15 protein-coding genes are annotated in these 19,740 nt (G+C 65.0%); 6 read left to right on the forward strand and 9 right to left on the reverse strand.

Annotated features, from left to right (window positions below; translation table 11 throughout):
- Window positions 1–122 precede the first annotated feature (122 nt).
- The 6 genes from B348_RS0112265 (at window position 123) to B348_RS0112290 (ending at window position 8,005) form a co-directional block, all read left to right on the forward strand.
- Window positions 123–2,480 carry a DNA polymerase II gene (locus B348_RS0112265; RefSeq protein ID WP_017736408.1) on the forward strand — a complete coding sequence of 786 codons (2,358 nt, stop codon included), beginning with the start codon at window positions 123–125 and terminating at the stop codon, window positions 2,478–2,480.
- Between the two features lie 95 nt (window positions 2,481–2,575).
- Entirely contained in the window at window positions 2,576–3,208 is a 633-nt protein-coding gene (locus B348_RS0112270; protein ID WP_017736409.1) for a glutathione S-transferase N-terminal domain-containing protein, read from the forward strand.
- Between the two features lie 165 nt (window positions 3,209–3,373).
- Window positions 3,374–3,949 carry a DUF4174 domain-containing protein gene (locus tag B348_RS0112275; RefSeq protein ID WP_017736410.1) on the forward strand — a complete coding sequence of 192 codons (576 nt, stop codon included), beginning with the start codon at window positions 3,374–3,376 and terminating at the stop codon, window positions 3,947–3,949.
- A 102-nt stretch (window positions 3,950–4,051) separates the two neighbouring features.
- Window positions 4,052–4,567 carry a sigma-70 family RNA polymerase sigma factor gene (locus B348_RS0112280; protein WP_017736411.1) on the forward strand — a complete coding sequence of 172 codons (516 nt, stop codon included), beginning with the start codon at window positions 4,052–4,054 and terminating at the stop codon, window positions 4,565–4,567.
- Entirely contained in the window at window positions 4,564–5,514 is a 951-nt protein-coding gene (locus B348_RS0112285) for a FecR domain-containing protein (RefSeq protein WP_017736412.1), read from the forward strand. The genes B348_RS0112280 and B348_RS0112285 overlap by 4 nt, the downstream gene beginning before the upstream one ends.
- A 127-nt stretch (window positions 5,515–5,641) precedes the next feature.
- Window positions 5,642–8,005, forward strand: a complete 2,364-nt coding sequence (locus B348_RS0112290; RefSeq protein ID WP_017736413.1) for a TonB-dependent receptor — start codon at window positions 5,642–5,644, stop codon at window positions 8,003–8,005.
- Window positions 8,006–8,209: 204 nt separating this feature from the next.
- Here B348_RS0112290 and B348_RS0112295 read toward each other — a convergent pair whose 3' ends face one another.
- Genes B348_RS0112295 through B348_RS0112335 form a run of 9 tightly spaced genes read right to left on the reverse strand, consistent with a single transcriptional unit; the run spans window position 8,210 to window position 19,728 of the window.
- Window positions 8,210–9,265: an acyltransferase family protein gene (locus B348_RS0112295; protein ID WP_026136759.1), complete on the reverse strand. Its 1,056-nt coding sequence runs from the start codon at window positions 9,263–9,265 to the stop codon at window positions 8,210–8,212.
- 14 nt (window positions 9,266–9,279) lie between these two features.
- Window positions 9,280–10,689 (reverse strand): lipid II flippase MurJ, encoded by a 1,410-nt coding sequence (locus B348_RS0112300; protein WP_017736415.1) that lies wholly within the window; start codon window positions 10,687–10,689, stop codon window positions 9,280–9,282.
- Window positions 10,689–12,122: an O-antigen ligase gene (locus B348_RS0112305; RefSeq protein WP_017736416.1), complete on the reverse strand. Its 1,434-nt coding sequence runs from the start codon at window positions 12,120–12,122 to the stop codon at window positions 10,689–10,691. The genes B348_RS0112300 and B348_RS0112305 overlap by 1 nt, the downstream gene beginning before the upstream one ends.
- Window positions 12,119–13,222, reverse strand: a complete 1,104-nt coding sequence (locus B348_RS0112310) for a glycosyltransferase family 1 protein (protein ID WP_017736417.1) — start codon at window positions 13,220–13,222, stop codon at window positions 12,119–12,121. Before B348_RS0112310 ends, B348_RS0112305 begins: the two co-directional genes overlap by 4 nt.
- Entirely contained in the window at window positions 13,213–14,430 is a 1,218-nt protein-coding gene (locus B348_RS0112315) for a glycosyltransferase family 4 protein (RefSeq protein WP_017736418.1), read from the reverse strand. The genes B348_RS0112310 and B348_RS0112315 overlap by 10 nt, the downstream gene beginning before the upstream one ends.
- Window positions 14,431–14,437: 7 nt before the next feature.
- Entirely contained in the window at window positions 14,438–15,766 is a 1,329-nt protein-coding gene (locus tag B348_RS0112320; RefSeq protein ID WP_017736419.1) for a cellulase family glycosylhydrolase, read from the reverse strand.
- Window positions 15,756–16,946 carry a glycosyltransferase gene (locus B348_RS0112325; protein ID WP_017736420.1) on the reverse strand — a complete coding sequence of 397 codons (1,191 nt, stop codon included), beginning with the start codon at window positions 16,944–16,946 and terminating at the stop codon, window positions 15,756–15,758. Before B348_RS0112325 ends, B348_RS0112320 begins: the two co-directional genes overlap by 11 nt.
- Window positions 16,946–18,937, reverse strand: a complete 1,992-nt coding sequence (locus tag B348_RS0112330; protein ID WP_017736421.1) for an exopolysaccharide transport family protein — start codon at window positions 18,935–18,937, stop codon at window positions 16,946–16,948. Before B348_RS0112330 ends, B348_RS0112325 begins: the two co-directional genes overlap by 1 nt.
- Before the next feature lie 14 nt (window positions 18,938–18,951).
- Complete coding sequence (locus B348_RS0112335; RefSeq protein WP_017736422.1) at window positions 18,952–19,728, reverse strand: polysaccharide biosynthesis/export family protein; 777 nt, start codon at window positions 19,726–19,728, stop codon at window positions 18,952–18,954.
- Between the last annotated feature and the right edge of the window lie 12 nt (window positions 19,729–19,740).

Below are 19,740 nucleotides of genomic sequence, written 5' to 3' on the forward strand. Positions count from 1 at the left end.
CTCCGGTGCGAATGATAGTGATTGTTATTAACGTCACGCAACAAATATTTACTTTCGCGGTCTGCGTGCCCACATAGCCGAGTAGAATCACGCCCTGATAGCGATTCCTGAGGTGCGGTACGGTGGATTTACAGCAGGGTTTTGTCCTGACCCGGCATTGGCGCGACACCCCGGCGGGCACGGAGGTCAGCTTCTGGCTGGCCACCGATCAAGGCCCACGGCTTGTACGCCTCCCCGTGCAGACCTCGGTGATGTTCATCCCCGAAGCCCACCGCAAGCCGCTCGACTGGCTGCTCAAGGGCGAGCGCGAGATCGAACTGCGCCCGCTGGAGCTGTTGGACTTCCACCACCGCAAGGTCCTCGGCCTCTACACCCGCCAGCACCGCCAGGCAATGGACGTGGAAAAACGCCTGCGCGCCGCCGGTGTCGACGTCTACGAAGGCGACGTACGCCCGCCCGAGCGCTACATGATGGAACGCTTCATCACCGCGCCCGTGTGGTTTGGCGGCACGCCGGATGCCAACGGCGTGTTGACCGATGCGCAAATGAAACCCGCGCCCGACTACCGCCCGGCGCTCAAACTGGTGTCCCTGGACATCGAGACCACCGCCAAGGGCGAGCTCTATTCCATCGCCCTCGAAGGCTGCGGCGAGCGCCAGGTGTACATGCTCGGCCCGCCGAACCAGACCACGGCGGTGGACTTCAAGCTCGACTACTGCGACACCCGCGCCCAACTGCTAGAACGCCTCAACCACTGGCTGGCCACCTTTGATCCCGATGCGATCATCGGCTGGAACGTGGTGCAGTTCGACCTGCGCGTGCTCCACGAACACGCCCAGCGCCTCAACGTGCCGCTGCTGCTCGGGCGTGGCGGCGAGGCCATGACCTGGCGCGAACACGGCAGCCGCAACCACTACTTCGCCGCAGCGGCGGGGCGCTTGATCATCGACGGCATCGAGGGCCTGCGTTCGGCGACCTGGAGCTTCGAATCCTTCAGCCTGGAAAACGTCGCGCAAACCCTGCTCGGCGAAGGCAAGGACATCTCCACGCCGTACCAGCGCATGGACGAAATCAACCGCATGTTCGCCGAGGACAAGCCCGCCCTGGCGCGCTACAACCTCAAGGACTGCGAACTGGTCACGCGGATTTTCGCCAAGACCGAACTGCTCACCTTCCTGCTCGAACGCGCCAGCGTCACCGGCTTGCCGGCCGACCGCAACGGCGGCTCGGTCGCCGCGTTCACCCACCTGTACATGCCGCTGATGCACCGCCAGGGTTTCGTCGCGCCGAACCTGGGGGACAAACCGCCCCAGGCCAGCCCCGGCGGATTTGTCATGGACTCGCGCCCCGGCCTCTACGAATCGGTGCTGGTGCTCGACTACAAAAGCCTCTACCCGTCGATCATCCGCAGCTTCCTGATCGACCCGGTGGGCCTGATCGAAGGCCTCAAATACCCCGACGACAGCCAGTCGGTGGAAGGCTTTCGCGGCGCGCGTTTCTCGCGCACCCGGCACTGCTTGCCGGCCATCGTCGCGCGGGTGTCCGAGGGCCGCGAAGAAGCCAAGCGCGAACACAACGCGCCGTTGTCCCAGGCGCTGAAAATCATCATGAACGCCTTCTACGGCGTGCTCGGCTCCAGCGGTTGCCGCTTCTTCGACACGCGGCTGGCGTCGTCGATCACGATGCGCGGGCACCAGATCATGCGCCAGACCCGCGCGCTGGTCGAAGCCCAGGGTTATGAGGTGATCTACGGCGACACCGACTCCACCTTCGTCTGGCTCGGCAGTGCCCATTCCCAGGAAGACGCCGGGCGCATCGGCCGCGCCTTGGTGCAGCACGTCAACGACTGGTGGCGCGAGCACCTGCGCAGCGAGTTCGGCCTGCAAAGCGCCCTGGAACTGCAATACGAAACCCACTTCAGCCGCTTCCTCATGCCGACCATTCGCGGCGCCGAGGAGGGCAGCAAAAAACGCTACGCCGGCCTGGTGACGCACAGCGATGGCCGCGAAGAAATGGTCTACAAAGGTCTGGAAACCGTGCGCAGCGACTGGTCGCCCCTGGCCCGCCAGTTCCAGCAGGAACTCTACCAGCGCATCTTCCATCGCCAGCCGCACCAGGACTACATCCGCGACTACGTGCAGCGCACCTTGAGTGGCGAATTCGACGAACTGCTCATCTACCGCAAGCGCCTGCGCCGACAGCTGGACGACTACGAACGCAACGTGCCACCCCACGTGCGCGCTGCGCGCCTGGCGGATGACTACAACGACCGCCTCGGGCGTCCGCGCCAGTACCAGCGCGGAGGCTGGATCAGCTACGTGATCACGGTCAACGGCCCGGAACCCCTGGAAACCCGCCAGGCGCCTATCGACTACGATCACTATGTCACTCGCCAACTACAGCCCGTCGCCGATGCCATCCTGCCGTTCGTGAACGATGATTTCAGCACCCTGGTCGGCGGCCAGATGGGCCTGTTCTAACCACGGATATAAAATCACCTGTGGCGAGGGAGCTTGCTCCCGCTGGGCCGCGAAGCGGCCCCCGCTCTCGCACCATTCCCCCGGAGGGACCGCTTATGTACACGCTCTACGGCATCGACGAATCCGGCTCGTGCATGATCGAAATCGCCCTGCAACGTTGCGCGGTGCCCTGGCGCCGAATCGACGCCGCATCATGGGCAGAGGGCGCCGGCAGTGATGAACTGGCGCGCATCAACCCGCTCAAGCAAGTGCCCACCTTGCTCACGCCCGATGGCCAGGTGCTGACTGAAAGCGCAGCGATCCTGATCCACCTCGGCCTGGAATTTCCAGCCGCTGAATTGCTGGCCGGCAACCGCGCGCAGATCATTCGCGGGCTGGTGTACATCGCCGCCAATTGCTACTCGGCCATCGGCATCATCGACTACCCGCAACGCTGGCTCGGCAACGTCAACGAAACCGTGCAGGCGCAACTGGTCACCGGCACCCGGCGCTATCTGCACCAGGCCTGGGTGGTGTTTGCCGATCAGTTTGCCGGGCAGTTGTTTGCCTCCAACGACACGCCGAATGCACTGGGCTTGATGGCGGCGGCGGTGTCGCGCTGGGATGAGTCGCGGGAGGCCCTGAACGGCCTGGCCCCGGGCTTTGCCCAGAGCCTGGCGCAGGTGGACGCCGATCCCGTTGTAGCGCCCGTGTTTGCGCGGCATTGGCCGGACTGGAGGGTCTCATGATGTTTCCGCAATCAGTGGAAACAATCACCGCGCAGGCGCCTCAAGCCCTTGCGTAGCGGGCGTCCTGACCTACGCTTTCTTAAAGTGGTGTAGGAATCATCCTTGAATTTGACTGTCGCAGACATGAAACTCAAGAACCCTGCACGGAATTAGAAGGAGGTGCGCATGCTCATCCGGTCGCTGACCCTGGCTACCTTGATGGTTTTTACGGGGCCGCTGTTGGCCGCTGATGATACCAACCCACTCAAGCAGGACGTGGGCAAAGCCCGTCCGCTGATCGTGGTGGAGCTTGATTCCGGTAACGCCACCTTGACCACGCTCAAGAAGCAACTCGACGAGGCTGCCAACAAGCAAGCCTTCGAAGCACGCAGCATGGTGTTCTACACCGTGAAGTTCGGCAGTATCGGCGCCGAAGGGGAGAAGTTCGCCAAGGACGCGAAGGACAACAAGAAACTCACGCCGCCAGAAACCAACGCCCTGATCCGCGCCCTCAAACTGGGTGCTGGCAGCGGTACCAAGGTCATCCTGGTGGGCAAGGACGGCGAGAAGAAACTCGAAAAGACCGTGCCACCGGACACCCTCGACCTGAAGGAATTCTTCAGCACCATCGACCAGATGCCCATGGCGGAAAAAGAAACCGCCGCCGCCGCAGAACCCGAACCGGCCGCACCGGCACCCGCCAAAGGCGCCAAACCGGCCAAGGCCGGCAGCAAGCCTGCGCCGCAACAACTGGACGATTGACCCACGCCAGGAGCCGGTTCCCCCCCGGCTCCTACCGCAGACACCTTGCGAAACATATGATAACCGTTATCATTTGCGCATCATTCCTTGTGCGCGCCTCCCATGTCGTCGACTCCTGCGGTAAGCCCCACTGACCTGGCCACCCTCTACCAGCAGCAACACCGTTGGTTGCAGCAATGGCTGTGGCGTCGCCTGAATTGCTCGCAGAGTGCCGCCGACCTGGCCCAGGACACGTTCCTGCGCTTGCTGGCGAAGAATCAGGCGATCGAAGTGCAGGCGCCGCGCAGTTTTCTGGCGAAGGTGGCGCAGAGCGTGCTGTCCAACCACTTCCGTCGGCAAAAGCTCGAACGGGCCTACTTGCAGGCCCTGGCCCTGTTGCCGGAAGAAGCCGCCCCCAGCGCCGAAACCCAATGGATCCTGCTGGAAACCCTCACCGCCCTCGACGAAGTGCTCAGCCGCCTGGCCTTGCCGGTGCGCCAGGCGTTCCTCTGGTCGCAGCTCGACGGCCTCAGCCATGGCGAGATTGCCCAGCGCCTCGGCGCCAGCATCGCCACGGTCAAGCGCTACATCATCAAGGCCGGCGCGCACTGCATCCTGCTGGACAGCCAGCAACCATGACCCTGTCCCTGGAAGCCGCCGAGCAGGCGATGCATTGGCAACTGGAATTGCAGGCGCCCGACGTCAGCGCACAGACCCGCGCCGAGTGCCAGCGCTGGCGCGAACAAGACCCGGCTCATGAGTTGGCCTGGCAGCATTCCCAGCGGTTTCTCCAGCGCATGCAAGACGTGCGCGCGCCGGCGCATCAGGCCCTGGTCAGCGCGGCATTGCTGCCGACATTGTCCCGTCGCCAGGTGGTCAAGCACCTCGCCATGCTGCTGGCGGCGGGCACCACTGCATGGAGCCTCAAGGACAGCGAACTGCTGCAACACTGGACCAGCGACTACAGCACCACCGTCGGCGAACGCTGGCGCATCGACCTGGCGGACAACACCCAGGTGCAACTCAACACCGACAGCGCCATCGACGTGAAATACACCCCCGAGCGACGGCAGATCCACCTGCTGCGCGGCGAAATCCTGGTGGACCCCAACCCCGCCGACACTCGCCCGCTGTGGGTGCAGACCGCCGAAGGCCTGACCCGCGCGGTCAGTGGCCGATTCAGCCTGCGCCAGCGTGACGGCTTCACCCAACTGGGCGCCGACCAGGGTGCGTTGTCGGTGCAAACCCCGTCACGCAGCCTGGTTCTGCAACCTGGCGAACTGATCAGCTTCGATGCCCACACCGTGCTCGCCCGCCGCCCACAACGGGACGGCGAACTGGCCTGGCGCGGCGGCATGATCGTCGCCCAGGGCATGCGCCTGGAGGACTTCCTCGCAGAATTGAGCCGTTACCGGCGCGGGCGCCTGGCCTGTGATCCGGCGGTGCGCGGCGTGCGGGTGTCGGGCACCTATCCGCTGGCCGATACCGACCGCATCCTCGCCGCCCTGGCGCAGACCCTGCAATTGGAGGTGCAGCATTTCACGCGCTTCTGGGTCACCCTCAAGCCGCGCCAGCACCTCGTGTGAATTTATTTCGCAGCAAGGTGAGCCGTTTGCCGATCTCACGAGACTTGTATTCCCAGACACTACCTTCACTGGGGAAACCGGCATGCAGCCACGCACAACGTTGAAAACTTCACTGGCCCTTGCAGTCATGCAAGGCATCGCCACGCTCACGGTCGCCACGCCGTTGTTGCTGGCGTCGGCCTGGGTGCAGGCCGCACCGCAGATCGACTTCGACATCCCGGCCGGTTCGCTCGCCGGCGCACTCAACCGGTTCGGCCAGGCCAGCCAGATCCTGCTGTCCTACCCGGCGGCGCTCACCGACGGCAAGACCAGCCCCGGCCTGCATGGGCGCCATGACCTGGACAGCGGCCTGGCGATCCTGCTCAGCAGCAGCGACCTGCAAGCCGTGCGTGGCAGCGACAACCACTACTCGCTGGAGCCGCGCCCGGCGGGCGGCGCCTTGCAACTGAGCACCGTGTCCATCTCCGGCAAGGCGCCGGGTTCGACCACCGAGGGCACCGGTTCCTACACCACGCAGTCATCCAGCAGCTCGACGCGCCTGAACCTGACCCCACGGGAAACCCCGCAATCCCTCACCGTGATGACGCGCCAGCGCCTCGACGACCAGCGTCTGATCAACCTCAGCGACACCCTCGACGCCACCCCCGGCATCATCGTGCTGCGCGATGGCAAGGGTTCGGAAAGCGATGGTTATTTCTCCCGTGGCTTCCAGATCCAGAACTTCGAGATCGACGGCGTGCCCACCGCCACGCGCATGGACAACTACACCCAAAGCATGGCCATGTACGACCGCGTCGAGATCGTGCGCGGCGCTACCGGCCTGATCAGCGGCATGGGCAACCCGGCGGCCACGATCAACCTGATCCGCAAGCGCCCGACCGCCGAGGCCCGTGCCAGCGTGACCGCCGAGGCGGGCAACTGGGACCGTTACGGCACCGGCCTCGACGTGTCCGGGCCATTGACCGAGAGCGGCAACGTACGCGGGCGCCTGGTGGCGGACTACAAGACCGAACGTTCCTGGATCGACCGCTACAAGCAGGAAAGCCAACTGCTCTACGGCATCACCGAGTTCGACCTGACCGAAGATACCCTGCTGACAATGGGCTTCAGCTACCTGCGCACCGACGTCGACGCACCGGCCCGTTCCGGTTTGCCCACGCGCTTCACCGACGGCGCGCGCAGCAACCTCAGCCGTTCGCTGAACACCGCGCCGGCGTGGTCCTACAACGACCATGAACAGACCAGCTTCTTCACCGCCATCGAACAGAAATTCGACAGCGGCTGGAGCGCCAAGGCCGAATTCACCCACACCGAAAACCAGTTCGACGAAATCTTCAACTACGTCAACGGCAGCCTCAACCGCGACGGCAGCGGCACCACCCAACTGCCGGTGCGCTTCTCCGGCACGCCGCGCCAGGACAACCTCGACCTGTACGCCACCGGCCCGTTCAACCTGCTCGGTCGCGAGCACGAGCTGATCGCCGGCGTGACCCTGTCCAAATACCGCGAGAGCGTGCCGAGCTACGGTGGCTGGAACTACGCTTATTCCGGCTCGCCGGCGGGCGCCATCGACAACCTGTTCAACTGGGACGGCAATTCGGCAAAACCGGCGTTCGACGTCACCGGCAAATCCTCGGTGGATGAAAGCCAGTACGCCGCCTACCTCAGCACCCGCCTGCGGGTCACCGACGACCTCAGCGTTATCCTCGGCAGCCGGGTGATCGACTGGAAACGTGACACCGTCACCAGCCCTTACGGCGGCACCGAGACCCGCACCGACGAATCCGAAACCGGCGTCTACATCCCCTACGCCGGGGTGGTGTACGACCTCACCGACAATTGGTCGGCCTACGCCAGCTACACCAAGATCTTCAACCCCCAGGCCATGGGCGTGCATGACATCAACAACAAGGCCCTGCCGCCGATGGAAGGCAAGGGCTACGAAGTGGGGCTCAAGGGCAGCTTCTTCGACGAGAAACTCAACACCAGCCTGGCGCTGTTCAAGCTGGAACAGGACAACCTGGCGATCTGGATCGACACCCCGGGCGGCGACACCTACCGCAACGAGAAGGGCACCACCACCGAAGGCGTCGAGCTGGAACTCAACGGTGAATTGGCCGAAGGCTGGCAAGCTTCCGCAGGCTACGCCTACGCCGTCAGCACCGATGCCGACGACAACCGCATCGTCACCACCTTGCCGCGCCAGAGCCTGAAGACCTTCACCACCTACCGCCTGCCCGGCGCGCTGGACAAGTTCACCGTGGGTGGCGGGGTGAACTGGCAGAGCAAGGTCGGCGAGGACCTGCACACCTTCAGCCAGGGCAGCTATGCGGTGACCAACCTGCTGGTGCGGTATGACGTGACGCCCAAGCTGAGTGCCTCGGTGAACCTCAACAACCTGTTCGATCGCGAGTACCTCAGCTACGCCGGCAACCACGGCATGTATGGCGCGCCGCGCAACTTGATGACAGGCATCAAATACGATTTCTGATCTGAGCGCCTAACCCCAAGTCAGAGTGAGCTTATGTGGGAGCAGGCAAGCCAGCTCCCACATCTGGATTTGCGCCAGACTGAGAATCTGGCCACACCGCCACCCTCCTGTGGGAGCTGGCTTGCCTGCGATAGCGGTGTATCAGTCAGCCTTTTACTAACTGACACATCGCCATCGCGGGCAAGCCCGCTCCCACATTTGGGTTCAGTTGCGTGCTGGAGTCGGGGTCTCCGTTTTCTTGCGCACCGGAAACGGAAAGTAGAAAAACCGCAAGAACGCCACCCGCTTGATCACTTCCCCAATCAGCAACGGCGCCACCACCGCCACCACCAAGCCAACGCACGCTGCCATTAACGGGGGCAGCCCCAGGCGCGCCATCAGGTCGAAGGTCTTGTGCTGGATCTCGCCATGGAAGATCAACAGGATCAACGTGGACTGGCCAATGTAGGTCATCGCCCGCGTCAGCAGCGCCGAGACCATCAGCACCCGCGCCAAGGCCCAGCACAGGTACACGCCAATCACCGCCAGCAGGCTGGTCCACAACCAGTGGTCATAGCGCCGTTGCGCCAGGTCCATGGTGTCGCCCCGCCAGAGAAACACCGCCGCAAACAGCGCCGCCGAGATCACCAGCGTCAGGAGTGAACCCTCATGCCGGCGCAGCCAGTCCCGCAGCAGGTAGCCGAGGATGAAAAACGCGCTGCTGATCAGCGTGACGTCCAGGCTGAAGGGCAAACCGGGCAGGACCCAGGTGCGTTCGCCGACGGTCACCGGCAGTTGCCAGAACCACGGCAGGATCCAGGTGCCCACCACCAGAATCAGTCCGGTCAGCCCACAACTCAGCGCCAGCGGCAGGCGTTGGATCAGGCGCAGCACGCACCAGCTGAACAGGATCGCCACCCAGAAATGCGGCAAAAACCACAGCGCCTGCCACGGGATGGTGTCCACCGAGGCATACAGCACGCCGCCGATATCCGGCAGCAGCGGTTGCCCGCGCAGCACATCGCGCACGATCACGTAGACCAGCATGGTGAAGAAAAACGGCTTGAGCAGGCCGTCGGCCTTGCGCACGGCCATCTCGCCAAAGGGCTGTTCCGGCTTGAACAGCACGCCCGACAAAAAGAAGAACAACGGCAGGATGAACGACGCGAGGATCGGGTACATCAGGTCCAGGGACGTGGCCACAAACCAGCTGTGGGCATACACGATCACCAGGATGCCGATGCCTTTGGCGATATCCATTTGAATCCAGCGATGTTTCACTCGACCTTCCTCCTTTATGCCTTGCGCCATGGTTTGAGCCACAGCCCCATGCCCAGCAACACCACGGCGCCGGCCAGGGTGCTCAGCCCCAGTTGCAGCCACACGCCGTCAATCCGAAACAGCAGCAACGCCGCCAGGCCCAGCAACAGTGTGCTCAGCAGCCATTGCCGCGCCCAGGGCAGGGCGGCGAGCAAGGACTGGCGCTGCATCAGCAGCAGCGCGGTGCACAGCACCCCGGCCAGCGCGGCCAGCGGAATGCCCGCCAGGCCGAAGATAAACGGCAGCGCGCCAAGCAACAGCACGTTGACCAGGCTGCCGAGCAATTCGCAGCGCAACGGCTGGCGCGTGTCGCCAGCGGCGTAGGCGTAGCGCGCGAGCAACGCGTTCCAGGCGCCGAACACCAGCGGCACGGCGAACCACGCCAGCAGCAGCGGCAGCGGCGAATCCGCCGACTGCCTGGGCAGCAGCAACGCCACCAGGCTCGGGGCCGCCGCCACCAGGCCGACACCGGCGGGCAGGGTCAGCACGCTGGCGGTTTCCAGGCCGCGCTTGAGCAGGGCCAGGCGCTCGTCGCCCTGGCGCCGGCTCATCATGCCCAGCAGCACCTGGTTAAGGCTCATCAGCGCAATCAGCGGCAGGTTCATCAGCTTGCGCGCGAGGTTGACCCACGTCACCGCGCCTTCCCCCAGCAGCGACGCCACCAGCCGCTCGATCAGCGCCAAGCCCTGGCTGGCGCCGTTGCTCAACAGCAGCGGACCGATGCGTTGGCCCAGTTCGCGCAGTGGCGCCAGCGACAGTTGCCAGCGCCATGGCCGCCAACCCTGGCGCCAGGCCGACGGCAGCAGCGCCAGCGGCATCAACAGGCTGCCGGCGAGGCAGGCCAGGGCCAGCGTGTGCGGTTGCGTGGCGGTGCCGGCGAGGGCGAGGTAGGTCACCGGCGGCAGGTTGAACAGCAACGAGCCCAACCCCGCCAGCACAAACCGCTCGCTGGCCTGCAACGGAATACTGAACAGCGCATGCAGCATCAGGCCCGGCACGCACCACGCGACGATCTGCAGATTGCTGCCCGCCAACGCCGTGGCACTCGCCGCCAAACCGGGGCCGAGCAGTTGCACCAGCCACGGCGCCAGCAGCGTCAGCAACAGGCTGGTCACCAGCGCGATCAGCAGCAGCGCGGGAAACAACACCGCCAGCCAACTCAGGCGCTCGCCGTCCTGGCGTTGCAGGTACAGCGGCAGCGCGGCGGCGCTGAGCACGCCGCCGGCCAGGGACATGCGCAAGGCTTCGGGCAAAAACAGCGCGATCAGGAACGCATCACTGCGCTCACCCGCGCCCCACGCCGCCACCAGCAACCATTCGCGCGCAAAGCCCAGGCACAAGCCAAGCAAGGTCGCCACGGTGAGCCAGACGGCAGAGCCGAGCATCAGGGGTGCACGCCATCAAGCAGCGGCCCGGGCGCCGCGACACGTTTGACCTGCGGCAACCGCGCCGGAAACAACCGCCGCGCCTCCAGCACATTGATCCCCACCATCAGCCAGAACAGCGCCACCATCACCACCGCAAAGCTGAAGTAGTGGTCAAACAAGCCACTGACCAACGCCGCCAGAATGCCCGCCGTGGTCCCCAGCCACAGGGCGTTGTCCTTGGTCAGGCGGATCGGGCCTTTTTCCGGCCGCGCCTCACGCCACCAGCGCACGGTCACCGCGACAAACAGCAGCATGCCGAGAATGCCGATCTTGTAGATGTAGTTCAGCCACAGGTTGGAGATCCCCAGCAAGTGCGTGCCCGGCACCGGTGGATCGACCTTGAAGCCAATGCCCAGCGGATACGCCGCCACGGCCTGCGGGAACATGCGGTACTCGTCGAAACGCACTTCGGTACTGGCGTTGCTCGACGAAAAGATTGTCGCCAACCGGTCCTGCAACGGCGGATACGCGAGCACCAGCGCCACGGTCAGCGCCGCGCCGATCATCAGCAAGCGCCCGGTGTACGGCACGCGGCGCGTGGCCATCCACAGCAGCACCAGCGCCAGGCTGACCATCGCGCCACGGCTACTGGCCAACAGCAGCGCCGCCGCGCCCAGGCACGCCACGCCGAGGCCGAGGCCGCGCTTCCAGCCTTGTTCGGTCATGCCGTAGCAGAACGCCAACGGCAGCAGCAGCGCCATGATCCCGCCGATGGCATTCGGGTGGGTCCAGGGTGAGCCCATGCGCGAGGACATGGCTTCCAGGCCGAACTTGAGCGTGTCGAAGTTGGCGTAGTTGAACAGCCCCAGGATCGGCGCAATCCCGGCCCCCGAGCGGGTGCGCACAAACACCGCGATCGACAGCACCAGCATCGCCAGAGTGCCCAGCAGCAGGGCGATCACCAGGGCTTCGCGGTGCTTGCGTTCCACCAGCAACTTGGCGGCGAGGAACACCCCCGACAGGTTCAGCAACCAGCGCAGCCAGTTGGCCAGGCCGCTGCTGTCGGCGTGGGTGATGACCTGGCCGACGACAAACGGGAACACGCTGAATAGCATCAGCCACATCAGCATCTGGTCAGTGGGGCGTTGCGTGAAGCGTGGCGATTCGGGCACGCGCGACAAAAACCGCTGCCACACCACGGCGCCCCAGGTCAGCGCGAGGATCGCTTCGCTGACGGTGGTGCGGATGCCCAGGTTCACCGTGGAGTACGGCATGAACGTCGCCACCAGGGCAAACAGCAGCAGGCCCCACAGCGGAAAGCGCAGGATGGTCAGAGCGCCCGCGAGGCCAATCACGGCGACAAACGCCTTGGCCGGTGACAGCAACAAGGCCAGCGCACCGAACAGCACGCCGAAGAGGATGGGGACGAGGCTTGCCAGGTTTAGTCTCACTTGAGCTCCTCGATCAGGTCGGCCAGGCGGCGGCGATAGGCGCCAGGGTTGTAGCGTTCAGCCCACAGGCGGCGTTGCTCCGGCGAATCTTCGACGGGGCGTTGCGCCAGGTCCAGCATCAACTGCACCAGCGCCGGGCCATCGGTGGGCGAAAAGCGCGGTGCGGTCGGCGGGGTGATTTCATCCAGCGAGGTGCCGCTGGCCACCGCCACCGGCGTGCCGACGCTCAGGGCCTCGATCACCGGCAGGCCGAAACCTTCGGCGTACGAGGGTTGCCACAGGCGCGAGGCCTGGCGGTACAGCGCGTGCAGTTCGGCATCCGACACACCGCTCAAGGCGCGAATCCCCGGCAGCCTGCGCTGGGCTTCGGGCAGATGGTCGAGGCTGCCCACCAGCACCAGCTCCGGTACCTCGGCGGATTGGCGCCGCGCCTGCTGCCAGGCGTCCACCAGGAACGGCACGTTCTTGCGCAACTCGCGGGTGCCCACCAGCAGCCAATAGCCCTCGGGCAGTTGGCGCGTACTGAGGTCGGCGGGCAGCCCGGCAAAGCCATCGACCTGATTGGGCAGCACGCGGATCTTGTCCTTGGCGCCGGGAAACAGCCGCGCGGTTTCATCGGCGCTGTACTGCGACGGCGTCCACACGCGGTCGGCGCTGCGCACCGCATAGGCAATCGACAGACGATCACTGGTCTTGTAGACCAGCGCCTTCAGGCGGTTGGCGTGGTAGTTGTCCAAGGTGATCTGGAACAGGTCATGCAACAGCACCACGCTGCGCAAACCCTTGGGTTTGGGCGGCAGCGGCAGGCCCATGTTGAACGTGCTGATGTACAGGTCAATGTGCTGCTCGCGCAGCGCACGGGGCAGAAAACCGGCCTCGAAACGCAGGCGATTCTGCGGTTGGTGCATCGCGGTCTTGGCACAGCCCCAGCTTGGGCAATGCGCCTGCAAACGGGTTTCATCGCCCAGGGGCGCCACGGTGAAACGCTCCAGCTCAATGTCCGGCAACGTGCGCAGGGCGCTTTCCAGGGCGTACACCTGGCGGCTGATCCCCGATTGCGGCGAGGTGCCGACGGTGCGGTAATCCAGGCCTACACGCATGCGGGCTCCTTGTGTTTGAGCGGCGCGAGGCTGGCGTACACCTGCTCCAACTGGCTGGCGGCGACGCTCCAGTCATGGGCGCGGCGCACATACGCGCGGCCGGCTTCGCCCATGGGCGCGGCGGCTTCGGGAAATTGCAGCAGGCGCACCACGGCATCGGCCAGGGCGCTGGCGGTCTGGCCGCCGAGGTAGTCCAGGCCGGCCACCAGGTCCAGGCCCGACACGCCTTGCGCGGTGCTGGCCAGCGGCAGGCCGGCGGCCAGGGCTTCGAGGACCTTGAGCTTGGAGCCGCCGCCATGGCGCAACGGGGCGAGGAACACCGCACTGCTCGATTGCAGTGCCAGCAGATCGGGCACAAAGCCCTGCCATTCGATGCGCGGGTCCGGCCAGCGCGTGCGCCAACTGGCGGGCATGCCGAAGCCGCACACACTCATGCGCGCATCGGGGCAGCGCGCCCAGACCTTGGGCAGGATTTCATCCAGGGCCCACTCGATGGCGTCCACATTCGGCGCGTATTCGTAGTTGCCGAGGAACAGCACGCGACGGCTGGCCGGGTCGGGACGGGCCTTGGCGAAGTGATCGCAATCCACGCCGTTGACCACCACCGGTACCCGTTTGCCGGCGATTTTCTCCAGCACCTCGGCGTCGCTTTCGGTCACCGCCACCACCTGCGTGGCCTGGCGCATCACGCGACGTTCCCAGCGCGCATAGCGCCATTGATCGTAGCGAATGAACGGCAGCGCCCAGCGCGGCAAACGGTCATAGGTGGCGGCGCCGAGGGCCGACTCGACGTTGTGCTCGGTCAGCACGAACGGCTGGGCGTTACGCGCCAGCGCATCTTCGTAAGGCTGGAAGGTGTAGCTGTGCTCGATCTGCACCACGTCCCATTGTACACCCAACAGCCACTCGAACGTGTCCTGCAGTTCCCCCGACAGGCCATTCACGCTGGCCAGCAGCGGGTACGGTGCGAACAGCCCGGCCAGCAACGTTGTGACGCTGCGCAGCGGGCGGCGCGGCAGCACGATCAATTGTTCGAGAAACGCTTCCAGCACCTGGCGGTCGGCCGGCGTTACCGGGTGCTTGTCATGCAGCAGCAAGGTGATCTGATGCCCGCGCGCCGCGAGGCTGCGCAGCAGGTGAAACTGGCGCGTCTTGCCGCCGCTGGTGGCGGGCCAGGGTGAGTAGGGCAGGATCCATAAAATGCGCATGGCCGCGTCAATCCCATAACAGAATTTGCAGGGTCGGCTTGACCGTCACGGTCAGGCCGCTGGTGCCGGTCAGCGGGGTTTGCGTGCCGAGCAGCGGGTCGTACAGGGTGGCGTTGGCCAGGCCTGGCAAGTGCGCGTTGCCGCCCGCCGCCGACCAGAAGAACCACAGCTTGTGGCCGTCGGCGCGGGTCCAGCCGATGCTGAACAGGCCATCGGGTAGTGAGTCGGCGAGCGGTGGGTCGCCGGGGCTCAGGCTGGGCCCGCTGATGTCGAGAAAGTTTTTCAGCGCGGTGTACACCGGCTTGGGGTTGGCGTCGATATCCAGCAGACCGTAGAACTGGTCCCGCACGCTGGCGCGCTGGTCGAGATCGCTGAGGGTGAACAGGAAGATCCTGTCGAAATCCATCGCGCTCATCAGCGCCAGGCGCCGCAGCACGTAGTCGGCCTGGCCTTGTTGGGTGATGAGGTCTTGCGCGTCCTTCGGCCCGGGGTAGGTGGACCAGCCCCACTCGGTGCTCCACAGGGTCTGCACGCCGCCGTTGCGCAGGGCGCTGTTGAGTGCGCTGGTCTTGGCGATGAAATCCAGGTTGGCCGGGTCATTACCTTCCGGCAATTGGGTGTAGGGGTGATAGGAAATCACCGTGTTGAGGCTGGCCACGCCAAGGGCGCCAAGGGCATCGAACATGGTCTGGCCGTTGGGCATTTCGCTGAAGAATGCCATGCCGGCGGCGACCACCGGCTTGCTTGGATTGACCCCGCGCAAGGCCCCCGCCGTGGCGGTCAGCAGCGCGGCAAAGCCCGCTGGGTCAGCCACCGGGCGCCAGAAACCGAGCAGGTTGGGCTCGTTCCACACCTGCCAGGCATCGACGCTGGGATAACGCTGGGACAGCAGCGCCATGCGCGTGGCGAACACGTTCGGGTCTTTGGGTGGGTACTGGTCCTGATACGGCGCACCGGCCGGCGCGGTGGTGGCGAAGGGCGCCGAGCCCACCAGGTAGAACACCGATTTGAGCTGGTTGTCTTGCAGCTTGCCGACCAACTGATCGAGGGTCGCGATCTGGTACTGGTTCTCCACCGGCTCCAGCTGGTCCCAGTGCAGATCCAGGCGCACCCATTGCAGGCCCAGGGCCTTGAGGCGGTCGATCTGCATTTGATAACGCGCGGGGGCGAACCACAGAAACTGCGCGTTCACCCCGAGGAAATCCTTCCACACCACGACCTTGTTGCCTTTGAGCACATGGTTCTCGGCGTCGGCCTGGCGCCCCCACATAAAGGCGGTGAGGCCCAGGGCCGCGACCACGACAAGGGTCGCCAGGAAGGTGCGTTTACGCGCCATAAGGAGCTCCTGCAATCGCCTGTTCAAAGAGCTGCTTGAATTTTTGCGCGGTCAACGGCCACAGGCGTTCGCGGCCGATTTCCCCGGCGCGTTCGGCCCAGTCCCGCGCCAGCGCCGGCGTGCGCGCCAGGCGCAGCAGTTGCGCCGCCAGCGCCGGCACATCGCCTTGGGGATAGATCGCGCCATTGCCGCTGGCGACTTCTTCGGCAAACGCCCGCGCATCCGAGGTGATCGCCCCGCGCCCGCACGCGGCGGCCCAGGACAGCGCGCCGCTGGTGCCGCGCTGGCGCCCCAGCAGGCCGAGTTTTTTTGATTCGCGATAAGGCAACACCATCACATGGTGGGCCTGGATCGTCTGGGCAATCTCGCTGGCGGGCAGGTTCAGCCGCCAGTCGATGGCGTCGCTCAGGCCGAGTGCGGCGATCTGGCTGTTCAGCTGTTCCAGGTAATTGCCGCCCGCGCCAAACGCCATCTCGGCGGCGGTGCCACCGGCCAGGGTCAGGCGCACGCGGTCACGCAATTCGGGGGCTTGCTTGAATACGTCGGCCATGGCTTGCAGCAGGTCTTCAATGCCTTTGCCCCGGTAGATAAAACCGAAATACAGCAGGTGCAGGGTGTCCAGCGCCGGCAACGGCGCGGGCGCGATGGCCAGGTTGGCGTGGTTGATCACCGCGACCTTGCCGGCCGGCAGTTGCATGCGTTGGCTCAGGCAGTCGGCGCCGAGGCGGGTGAGGGTGATCAGCCGCGTCAGGCCCTGGGCGACATGGCGTTCTTCGCGCAGGGTCAGCGGGTCGGCCAGCACCACTGCCGCTTGCGGCAACGGGCTGGGCAAACGCGCCAGCAGGTTCAGCGGGAAGGGCAGGTGTTCGCGGCGCCAGACCATGCGCTCCGGGTCATGCACGGTGGCGGTCAACGCCAGGCCAGGGTGGGCCTTGCGCAATTCGCGCAGGGCGAGGAATTCGCCGAGGCGCCCGCCGCCCAGCTCGGCGTGGACCAGGTCCACACCCTGCCAGTCGAACCGGGCGATGGCCTGCTGGATCGCTGCGCTGTTGCCGTCCACGCCGGTCAATGGTGTCGCCACCGTCACGCCCAGTTGCTCCAATGCCGTCTTGAAATGGTTCGCGTAGTCGGCGATGCCGTTCTTTTCCGGCGGCAAGGGAGCGAGCAGGGCGATGCGCATCAGAACGCCCCCCGGTATTTGGCGATGGTGCGCAACACCTTGGCCGGCACTTCGAATTTGCGCCGGTTGATAATGATGCCGTCGACTTTGCCGAACGCGGTGTTGAGGATCGACAGCGCATGTTCCACCACCGGCACCGTGCTTTTATGCGCTTCCACCACCAGCGCAATCAGGTCGGCGCGGCGCAGGGTGACAAAGGCGTCGCGGTTGTCCAGCAGGCCCGAGGCATCCAGCAGCACCACTTCGCCAGGTTCCGCCGGGACGAGGCCGCCGACGCGCACGTTGACGCCGTTTTCCAGCAGCAGATGGCGCAGCTGCTCGACGACAAAGGTCACGCCTTCGCCGTGGCGCGCCGACGTCAGGCCCAGGGTCAGGCCGTCCTGCGCAATGCGGTCGGGTTTGAGCTGGCTGTACAGCCGGTAGATGCTGGCGTGGAACGCGTTGGTACTTTGCACGGTGCTGGTGTCCAGCTCCGGCAGGGTGGTCCACAGGCGCAGGCCGAACTTGCGTTCCACCAGGCCACCGTCGTGAATACGCTGGTCCAGCAGGTAGCACAGGTAGATCACCAGCAAGCCGACGACGATGGCAAACGGGATCGCCAGGAACAGCATCACCAGGGTTTTCGGGAAGATACGCCCAGGGTTCAGGGTGGCTTCTTCGATCACGGCGATGTTGCTGATCTGGCTGTTGTCCAGTTCGCGGTCGATGCGCGATTTTTCCAGGTTGTCCACGTACAGCGCGTAGTTGCGCTCGGTGGTGTTCAACTCGCGGGCCAGGCGCGCCAGTTCCGGTTCGATCTCCAGGGCTTGCTTGCGCTGGTCTTCGAGGTTGAGCAGTTGTTTCTGCTGTTGCACCAACTGCGTGCGCAGCGCCTGGTTATTGCTGGTCTCATCCAGCAGCACGCGCTGCAAGTGGATTTCCAGGGTGTTCGGCGCACGGTTTTCCGAGGCCTGCACGGTGTTGCTTTCGCTGGAAACCTCGGCGCGCATCGCACGGATCGACGCGTCGAGGGCCTTCACCGGCGGCGCGTTGTCGGTGTAGGTGCGCATCATGTCGGCTTTTTCCAGCAGCTTCTGGTTGAGCAGGCGACGCAAGTCCTGTTGCTGCGGGTTCAGTGCGATCTGGCGCACTGTGGTGACTTCCTTGGGCTGGGTCTTGAGCTGGGTGCGCGTGCTGGCAATGGCGCTGTCGGAGGAAGCAATCAGGCGCTGGGTGTTGAAGGTTTCGCCGCGCAGCACGTTGATGCGCTCGGACAAGTCTTCGAGGCGGTCGGTGATGCTCGCCGCGCCGATCTCGTTGAGGTGCTTGAGGATCTGTTGCTTGTAGCTCTGGATCTCGGTGGCGCTGGTGGCCACCTGGCCTTCATAAAACACATAGAGGCTCTTGCGCCCCAGGGCCTGGGTGCGTTCGTTGATATAGGTCTCGACCCAATCCTTGACCACCGCCTGGGCGATTTCCGGGTCGCCCCAGGTGAAGCTGATGTCCATCACCGTGGAACCGGCGGCGTGGCTCACTTCAAAGCTCTTTTCCAGGGAGGCGGCGAGGCGCTCCACCGGGGTGGTTTTCTCGATGATGCCAACGGTTTCCAGCACTACGCGCACGCCGCCGAAAATCGCGCCGATGCCTTCCTTGACGTAGTGCTTGGAGCGCTTCCAGAACCCTTCGGGCGGCGGCGCGTTTTCGATGACTTCCAGGTAGTGCTCGGCCACCGCCCGCACGATGGGGCGCCCGGTGAGCAGGCGTTCTTCATCGACAATCGGGTCGCGCTGGGTGCTGGGCATGACCAGCGCCTGGCGGTTGCTGATCTCGATCGGCAAGGTCGAATCGCGCCCCGGCTTGACCAGCAGGCGCGCGGTGGATTCGTACTTGGCCGGCAGCAGGAACGCGCCGAGCAGGATGATCACCAGCGCGGCAATCGCCGCCAGTTTGAACTCACGGCGAAAGATGAAGAACAGGCGCAGAAGATCACGAAAAGAACGGATCTCGATCATGGGATGTCGCTCCTTTAGTTATTGCCGCCGCTGGTTCGCGTGTAGTTGTAGCCAACCCCAATGGACTTGGTGAACGGAATCAGTTGGTTCATGTAGGTATCCACCCCCTGGATGCGCTCGCCCACGTTGGATTTGGGCACGAACACCACGTCACCGCGCTGCAGGTGCACCGGTTTGCGCCCGTTGGGGCCGGTCTTGAGCAACTGGCTGAAGTCGAGGAAGTAGGCGCGGTAGGCGCCCTGGGCGTCTTCGCGCAGCAGGGCGACCATGCTCGCGTTGCCCGCCGGGCTGACCCCGCCGGCGCCGAGAATCGCCTGTTCCAGGGTGTTGGCCGTGGCGATCTGCACCGCCGTCGGGTTGTTCACCGCGCCGCCGACGATCACCGAGTTGCCCGGCGCCTGGTTGATATTCACCGTCACCCGTGGCTCGCGGTAGGTCTGCGCGAGCTTGCCGGTCAGTTCGGTGGCGAGTTCCGAAGGCTGGCGCCCGGCCACCTGGATCGGCCCGAGGAACGGGTAGTTGATCTTGCCGTCGGTCTGCACCGTGTACAGCGTCAGCTCATAGATGGTGCTGACGTTGAACGCCGACAGCGTCGGCATCTCGCCGGCATCGCGGACGATGCGCAACTGGTCGCCGACGCGGATGCGTTCCACGGCGGGCGGCAATTGCGCCAACTGTTCGAGGGCGCGCTTGCCGTCCTCCACAGTCTTGCCGTCCGGCGCGACGATGCGCGCGGGGGTATTGCAGGCGGCCAGGGCCAGCATGGCCAGGACGAGCACGGTTCGTTTCATCAAGGGGGATTT

Origin of the sequence: Pseudomonas sp. CBZ-4 (assembly GCF_000346755.1) — a bacterium.
Classification (GTDB): Bacteria; Pseudomonadota; Gammaproteobacteria; order Pseudomonadales; family Pseudomonadaceae; genus Aquipseudomonas.

Coding starts and splice junctions, on each gene's coding strand:
- B348_RS0112270 (WP_017736409.1), top strand. CDS start 2,576: ATGTACACGCTCTACGGCATCGACGAATCCGGCTCGTGCATGATCGAA.
- B348_RS0112275 (WP_017736410.1), top strand. CDS start 3,374: ATGCTCATCCGGTCGCTGACCCTGGCTACCTTGATGGTTTTTACGGGG.
- B348_RS0112280 (WP_017736411.1), top strand. CDS start 4,052: ATGTCGTCGACTCCTGCGGTAAGCCCCACTGACCTGGCCACCCTCTAC.
- B348_RS0112285 (WP_017736412.1), top strand. CDS start 4,564: ATGACCCTGTCCCTGGAAGCCGCCGAGCAGGCGATGCATTGGCAACTG.
- B348_RS0112290 (WP_017736413.1), top strand. CDS start 5,642: ATGCAAGGCATCGCCACGCTCACGGTCGCCACGCCGTTGTTGCTGGCG.
- B348_RS0112300 (WP_017736415.1), bottom strand. CDS start 10,689: ATGCTCGGCTCTGCCGTCTGGCTCACCGTGGCGACCTTGCTTGGCTTG.
- B348_RS0112310 (WP_017736417.1), bottom strand. CDS start 13,222: ATGCGTGTAGGCCTGGATTACCGCACCGTCGGCACCTCGCCGCAATCG.
- B348_RS0112315 (WP_017736418.1), bottom strand. CDS start 14,430: ATGCGCATTTTATGGATCCTGCCCTACTCACCCTGGCCCGCCACCAGC.
- B348_RS0112320 (WP_017736419.1), bottom strand. CDS start 15,766: ATGGCGCGTAAACGCACCTTCCTGGCGACCCTTGTCGTGGTCGCGGCC.
- B348_RS0112325 (WP_017736420.1), bottom strand. CDS start 16,946: ATGCGCATCGCCCTGCTCGCTCCCTTGCCGCCGGAAAAGAACGGCATC.
- B348_RS0112330 (WP_017736421.1), bottom strand. CDS start 18,937: ATGATCGAGATCCGTTCTTTTCGTGATCTTCTGCGCCTGTTCTTCATC.
- B348_RS0112335 (WP_017736422.1), bottom strand. CDS start 19,728: ATGAAACGAACCGTGCTCGTCCTGGCCATGCTGGCCCTGGCCGCCTGC.